This is a genomic window from Mesorhizobium sp. M7A.F.Ca.CA.001.10.2.1, assembly GCF_003998575.1.
GTDB lineage: Bacteria > Pseudomonadota > Alphaproteobacteria > Rhizobiales > Rhizobiaceae > Mesorhizobium.
On the sequence record NZ_RZQY01000318.1, the window covers coordinates 1 to 6,604 of the forward strand.

A 6,604-nucleotide genomic window follows, 5' to 3' on the forward strand; every position below is an offset into this window, starting at 1 on the left:
GTAGAATTCGGTCGCCATGCCGGGCAGCTTCAACTCGCCATGCAGCGGTTTGTCCGAAACGCACAGCAGCGTGCCGTAGGGAACGCGAAAGCGGAAGCCATTGGCGGCGATGGTCGCCGATTCCATGTCGAGTGCGATGGCGCGAGATTGCGACAGACGCTGTACCGGGCCACGCTGGTCGCGCAGTTCCCAGTTGCGATTGTCGATGGTGGCGACGGTGCCGGTGCGCATGATGCGCTTTAGGTCGTAGCCGGAAAGGCCGGTGACTTCGGCGACGGCTTCCTGCAACGCCACCTGGATTTCGGCCAGCGGCGGGATCGGCACCCAGACCGGAAGATCGTCGTCCAGCACATGGTCCTCGCGCACATAGGCATGCGCCAGCACATAGTCGCCCAGCGCCTGGGTGTTGCGCAGGCCGGCGCAGTGGCCGAGCATCACCCAGGCATGCGGCCTCAGCACCGCGATATGGTCGGTGATGGTCTTGGCGTTGGAGGGCCCGACGCCGATATTGACCATGGTGATGCCGCCATGTCCCGATTTCTTCAGGTGATAGGCCGGCATCTGCGGCAGGCGCGGCGGTGCAACGCCTTCGCTGGGCGCGCTTTGCCCGCTCTTGGTGATGACATTGCCCGGCTCGACGAACTCCGTGTATCCGCCGCCGCCATTGGCCATCAGGTTGCGGGCGCGGGCGACGAACTCGTCGATGTAGAACTGATAATTGGTGAACAGCACGAAGTTCTGGAACTGCTGCGGCGTGGTTGCCGTATAGTGCGACAGCCGGTGCAGCGAATAATCGATGCGCTGCGCCGTGAAGGGCGCCAGAGGCCTCGGCTCGCCAAAGGCGACTTCGAAGGTGCCGTTGGCGATCTGGTCGTCGGTGCCGTCGAGATCCGGCACGTCGAACAGATCGCGGATCGGCCGCTTGATGCGCTCTGCCGTCGCGCCGTCGACATGGGTGCCTTCAAGGAAGGCGAAATGCAGCGGGATGGGTGTGGTCGATTCCGACACCGTGACCGCAACCCCATGATTGCGCATGATCAGGCGCAACTGCTCGACGAGGTAGCTTTCGAACAGGCCCGGCTGGGTGATGGTGGTGGAAAAATGCCCAGGCGTCGGCATATGGCCATAGGCCTGGCGCGAGTCGATCTGGGTGAACGAGTTGGTGGTGACACCGATCTCCGGATAAAAGGCCCGGTAGCGCTTGCCATTGTCGCCGCCTGCTGCCGCCAGCTCTGCAAAGGAGTCGCGCAGGAATTTGGTATTGCGGTCGTAAAGCGCCTGCAGTGCCTTGACTGCTTTTTCGGCGCTATCAAAGCTTTGCCGGCCAAAAGGCTCCGGCATGACGACAGATTCGATGGCTTGTGGGTAGATTCGCTTTTCCATGGCTCAATATAGAGACTTGGATCGGCACTTGGGAGGGGTGTCGCGACCGAAGGCGGCCAAAGCGCCGTTTTTCTTCAACCGCGCTGCAGGCTGACCAGGAGCACAAAGCCGACGCCGGACTTCTTCAGGGCTGGTGCGTCGATCGTCGAGCCGGCGTCAGTGCGCATCATCGGCACGGCCAGAACCGGAGCGGCCAGCACCGTCAGGATAAGCGCCGCCCGCGGCAGAAGCCGAAGGGTCTTGAGAGTGTTGGCGGCGATGCGGTTCATGGCGTTCAGCTTTTCTTTCGAGGTCTTGGTTTCTTTGGTCAGTTGCGAAGATGGGTGGGGCAGGCGAGGCGGCAGGTTCTGGAACTGGCTTCGTCCCAGGCGCGGGCCGGACGGCCCGCTTCGGCGACGAGGATGGCGAAGAACATTCCAAACAGGCTCACCAGCAGGCAGACGATGGTGAAGCGGCGAGCAAGCATTGGGTCGGTCTCCTTCAACACGCCGGAGAATGCCCTGATGCAACTGAACCGGCTCTGATGCCGGCGTTCATCTGCCGTTCAAGATGACTGACGGGTTTCGACGGCGCCGGCGTCGGTTTGGATAGCCGCCGGTGGGTATCGAGCATCATCGGCGCAGGATGTGTCGACAAACGAAAACGGGGCCCGTCGAGGCCCCGTCATCATGTCGCAAGGATGCGCTCGATCAGAGCTTGTGCCAGGTCTGGCTCTTGCAGATCAGTCCGCCGAGCACGCAGCCGCTCATCTTGAGAGAGCTGCCCGACAATGTCGCCTTGCCCGAATAGGTCTTGTCGTTTGCCGGATCGGTGATGTTGCCGGCATATTTGTTGTCGCCTGTCGCCTTGAGCGAGCCGATGGTCTTGCCGGCATATTTCCCGGACTTGAGCGTGATGGAAAACGAGCCGCCGCCGGCGATGGCCGCGGTTTCGCCGGCCTGCGTCTTCCAATTGCCTTCGATCGGATCGGCCCATGCTGCACTCGCCACGATCAATGTGGCCGCAAGGGCCAGGCTCAGTTTTCGAAACATGTCTTCCTCCCTGTGGATGTCCGGCCGGATGCTCCGCCTCGCCGGTCTGCCGCTTACGCAAACGTAAGCTAATCCAGCTCCCGGCAAAACAAAAGCGGTGCCGTAGCGGAAGACTTTGGGATTTTGCAGCCGCCTGAAAGCGCCTCCTCGACGATGAAATGAAACGATCGGCGCATCGCCTTTGTCTGCCGTGGTTAGCGAAGTCTTGCCCCCGCGCGAGAAAACTTTCGTCAAATTTGAGGCAAGCAGGCTGAATTGCTGGGTTTGTATCCTTAACGAATTTCGGCGTTTACCTCTTGTTTTAGCTTTGTTTTCCTCAAATTAAGCACGCCATTTAACGACGGATTCAAGCCTGCACGGCATTCTCGAAAGCATCGGAAGAGCAGCCGGCAAGACGAAAGAAGGCAGCTCTCGGGAGCCTGACAGGGGCCGGAAAACAGGGGATTGAAATGGCACGTTTTGAAATGCTTGAAGCAGGTTTCGGCGCTATGGGAGCAACTGCCCAGGCCGACATCCTTTTCGAATTGGGCATGATGTATGCGACCGGCCGCGATTGCGAGACCGATGTCGTTGCCGCCCACAAATGGTTCAACATCGCCGCAATCAAGGGCTCGGCCCGCGCCGCCGAGCTGCGCTCGGAACTGTCGGCCGCCATGTCGAAGGTCGAGATCGCCACGGCGCTGCGCGAAGCCCGCGAATGGATGACCATGCACTGAAATCTGCCAATCGCAGACAGATCCATCGAAGACAGGGAAGCTCCGGGATCAAGGCCGCACAGACGGCCAGACCCGGCGAAATTGAAGGCCGCGCAAGACGGTCACGAAGGCAAGGGAAAGAACGCGGCAGGCCGCAAGGCCCAGTCGTGCGCGACACAGGGAAGCTGAGCGGATTTTTAGGCGCGGGGGCGCCTGGAGATTGCTCGACGGGCAAAAAAGCCGCGACCAGCCGGAACAAGGCTGGCGTGGCTTTTTGCGTGGATGACGTCTTGCAGGCCCAATCGAGCGGCGCCAATGCGCCTAGACAGGCCGAATGAAGGATGAAATTGTCCGGCCTCTCTGGAAGAAGCGCGGCCGGGGCGGCCGCGCGTGAGTGGAGGAGTTCTACCATCATGAAAAAATTGAGTATTTTGAACGCGGCCATATTCGGCCTGATGTTGAGCACGCCGGTCGCATTCGCAGACGACATCACCTTTGCGGTGGTGGGCCCGATGACAGGACAGCTCGCCACCATCGGCGATCAGTTCAAGCAGGGCGCACAGGCTGCCGCCGATGCGATCAACGCCGCGGGCGGTGTCGACGGTCGTCAGATCAAGCTGAGCATCGAAGACGACCAATGCGATCCCAAGCAGGCCGTGTCGGTTGCCAACCGCGTCGTCGCCGATGGCGTCAAGTTCATCGACGGCCATGCCTGCTCGGGTTCCAGCATTCCGGCATCAGCTGTCTATGCCGAAGCCGGCGCCTTGATGATGAGCCCGGCCTCGTCAAACCCGGTGCTGACCGATGCGGCAGCCAAGGCCGGCTGGCCGACGATCATGCGCCTTTATACGCGAGACGACGCGCAGGGCGCCTTCATCGGCCCATGGATCGCCAAGAAGTTTGCCGGCAAGAATGTCGTCGTCCTGCATGACAAGAGCGCCTACGGACAGGGCGTGGCTGACGCCGTCAGGGCAACGATGAATGCCGGCGGCCTCAAGGAGGTCTATTATGACGGCATCAACGCTGGCGAGAAGGACTATTCGGCTCTCGTCACCAAGCTCAAGGATTTGAAAGCCGACGTTGTTTATTTCGGCGGCTACCATCCTGAAGCCGGCCTGATCCTGCGTCAGTCGGCGGAACAGAATCTGAAGTTCCAGCTGATCATGCCGGACTCCATCGCCTCGCCGGAATTCTGGCAGGTTGCCGGCCCGGCCGGCGAGGGCACCATGTTCGTCTTCCCGTCGGATCCGCAGGCAAAGCCGGAAGCCAAGGCAGCCGTCGAGAAGATCAAGGCCGGCGGTTTCGTGCCGGAGGGTTTCACGCTGTTCTCTTACGCCACCATCCAGGCTTTCGCCGAAGGCATCAAGCGTGCCGGCAGCGACGACCCGGCCAAGGTTGCCGAAGCGTTGAAGAACGGTACGCCGATCAGCACCGTTGTCGGTGATGTCACCTTCGACGAGAAGGGCGACCTCAAGAATGCCAGCTACGACATCAACCAGTGGCATGACGGCAAATACGCGCCGATCGCGCAGTAATCGCCACCCTGCGACTGGATGGCATAGAGAAATGGCCGGGTTCATCCCGGCCATTTTTTTGCTTCCCCTGTCGTGGCCTTCCGAACCGTCAGCTCACTGCTGTGGTCGCGGCGTTGTGCTCCTCGACGAACCGCACCAGCACCGTTCCGTCGGTGACCTGTGCGCCCTCTGTGGCGATCTCGGCGATCACGCCGTCATGCGGCGCGGCGATGGTGTGCTCCATCTTCATCGCCTCGAGGATCAGCAGCGGCTGGCCCTTGATCACCGTATCGCCTTTTCCCACGCGCACCAGCTTGACCAATCCCGGCATCGGCGCACGCAGGCTGCCGGTGCTTGCCGCCGCCTCATCGGCCCGTGCCAACGGGTCCGGCACGGCGAAGGTGTAGCCAACGGCGCCTTCGAACACGGTAATATGGCCTGGCCAGCGGGCGAGGCGTGGCGTGGCGCGAAAATCATGCGAATTGGTGTCGCCATAGGGCTTGTCCAGCGCGACCTGGAATCGTCCGTCCGCCCGCACCGAAACCTTCGCCGCGATATCGTCTTCGCCGAACTTCAGCCATGTGCGTCGCGCCACGCTGTGGAAATGGGCATAGCCGACAAGCGACGACCACGGATCGTCGGATGACGGGGTTGCGCCGGCACCGGAGGCCGCAAGAGCGGCGGCAGCAATGGTTTCGTCGCTCGGCGGCGGGACGGTCGCCAAGGTTTCTTGGTGTCTGCCAATCAGGCTGGTGTCGACATCGCCTGCAGCAAAATCCGGATCGGCGGCGAGAGCGGCAAGAAAGGCGGTGTTGACGGTCGAGCCGGCGATCTCGGTCCGGGATAGCGCCGCGCCAAGCGCTTCCAGAGCCCCCTGACGGTCCGTGGCGTGGACGATCAGCTTGGCAATCATCGGGTCGTAATAGGGCGAGATGGCGTCACCCGCCCGCACGCCGGTCTCTATGCGCATTGTGGCGCCTTCGGAGGCTGCGTCTGGAAATTTCAGATGATGCAGCGTGCCGGTCGCCGGCAGGAACCCTTTTGCCGCGTCCTCGGCATAAATGCGCGCCTCGAAGGCATGGCCGACGAGCGCGATCTCGCTTTGCGTCTTCGGCAGCTTTTCGCCGCTGGCGACCCGCAACTGCCACTCGACCAGATCGGTGCCGGTTACCATTTCGGTGACCGGATGTTCGACCTGCAGGCGGGTGTTCATCTCCATGAACCAGAAGCGGTCGGCTTTCAGGCCCTGCGAGGCATCGACGATGAACTCGATGGTGCCGGCGCCTGAATAATTGATCGCCTTGGCGGCCTTCACCGCCGCATCCGTCATCGCCTTGCGCAAAGCCTCGGTCATGCCGGGCGCGGGCGATTCCTCGATCACTTTCTGGTGGCGGCGCTGCGCCGAGCAGTCGCGTTCATAAAGGTGCACTGCATTGCCGAAATTGTCGCCGAACACCTGCACCTCGATATGGCGCGGCTTGTCGACATATTTTTCGACCAGCACGCGGTCGTCGCCGAAAGCGGCTTTCGCCTCGCGCCGCGCGCTGGACAGCGCCTCGGAAAATTCATCGGGATGCTCGACCCGGCGCATACCCTTGCCGCCGCCGCCGGCGCGCGCCTTGATCAGCACCGGGTAGCCGATCTCGCGTGCCTTGGACGCAAGCAGCACGATCTCCTGCGCCTCGCCATGATAGCCCGGCACGACCGGCACGCCGGCCTTTTCCATGAGCCGCTTGGCGGCGTCCTTCAGCCCCATGGCCCGGATCGAGGCCGCCGACGGGCCGATGAAAATCAGCCCCGCCGCCACCACCTGGTCGACGAAATCGGGATTTTCCGACAGGAAGCCGTAGCCGGGGTGAATGGCTTGTGCGCCCGTTGCCAGGGCCGCGGCGATGATCTTGTCACCGCGCAGATAGCTTTCGCCGACGGGCGAGAGGCCGATATGCACCGCCTCGTCGGCCATCTCGACATGCAGGGATCT

At 62.1% G+C, this 6,604-nt stretch carries 7 protein-coding genes; 2 read left to right on the forward strand and 5 right to left on the reverse strand.

The annotated features are described in order from the left end of the window. The 4 genes from EN964_RS20080 to EN964_RS20090 form a co-directional block, all read right to left on the reverse strand. The coding region (locus tag EN964_RS20080; RefSeq protein ID WP_127276662.1) for an AMP nucleosidase at positions 1–1,383 on the reverse strand (1,383 nt) is incomplete at its 3' end. A 74-nt stretch (positions 1,384–1,457) separates the two neighbouring features. Continuing rightward, positions 1,458–1,652: a hypothetical protein gene (locus tag EN964_RS20085; protein ID WP_127270986.1), complete on the reverse strand. Its 195-nt coding sequence runs from the start codon at positions 1,650–1,652 to the stop codon at positions 1,458–1,460. Between the two features lie 38 nt (positions 1,653–1,690). Then, a complete protein-coding gene (locus tag EN964_RS37765) occupies positions 1,691–1,849 on the reverse strand; it encodes a hypothetical protein (protein ID WP_023812838.1) in 159 nt (52 codons plus the stop codon). 223 nt (positions 1,850–2,072) lie between these two features. After that, positions 2,073–2,414: a DUF2147 domain-containing protein gene (locus tag EN964_RS20090; protein WP_127270988.1), complete on the reverse strand. Its 342-nt coding sequence runs from the start codon at positions 2,412–2,414 to the stop codon at positions 2,073–2,075. A gap of 449 nt (positions 2,415–2,863) precedes the next feature. Here EN964_RS20090 and EN964_RS20095 point away from each other — a divergent pair, with 449 nt between their 5' ends. Both EN964_RS20095 and EN964_RS20100 read left to right on the forward strand, forming a co-directional pair. Continuing rightward, a complete protein-coding gene (locus tag EN964_RS20095) occupies positions 2,864–3,130 on the forward strand; it encodes a sel1 repeat family protein (protein WP_013532614.1) in 267 nt (88 codons plus the stop codon). Between the two features lie 392 nt (positions 3,131–3,522). Then, positions 3,523–4,644: an ABC transporter substrate-binding protein gene (locus EN964_RS20100; RefSeq protein ID WP_127270990.1), complete on the forward strand. Its 1,122-nt coding sequence runs from the start codon at positions 3,523–3,525 to the stop codon at positions 4,642–4,644. Between the two features lie 88 nt (positions 4,645–4,732). Here EN964_RS20100 and EN964_RS20105 read toward each other — a convergent pair. Next, positions 4,733–6,604 (reverse strand): acetyl/propionyl/methylcrotonyl-CoA carboxylase subunit alpha (locus EN964_RS20105; protein ID WP_164775898.1); only part of this gene is annotated, 1,872 nt, incomplete at its 5' end.

Excerpts from the sequence above, each read along its gene's own strand:
- EN964_RS20090 (WP_127270988.1), bottom strand. The coding sequence starts at position 2,414 with ATGTTTCGAAAACTGAGCCTGGCCCTTGCGGCCACATTGATCGTGGCG.
- EN964_RS37765 (WP_023812838.1), bottom strand. The coding sequence starts at position 1,849 with ATGCTTGCTCGCCGCTTCACCATCGTCTGCCTGCTGGTGAGCCTGTTT.
- EN964_RS20085 (WP_127270986.1), bottom strand. The coding sequence starts at position 1,652 with ATGAACCGCATCGCCGCCAACACTCTCAAGACCCTTCGGCTTCTGCCG.
- EN964_RS20095 (WP_013532614.1), top strand. The coding sequence starts at position 2,864 with ATGGCACGTTTTGAAATGCTTGAAGCAGGTTTCGGCGCTATGGGAGCA.
- EN964_RS20100 (WP_127270990.1), top strand. The coding sequence starts at position 3,523 with ATGAAAAAATTGAGTATTTTGAACGCGGCCATATTCGGCCTGATGTTG.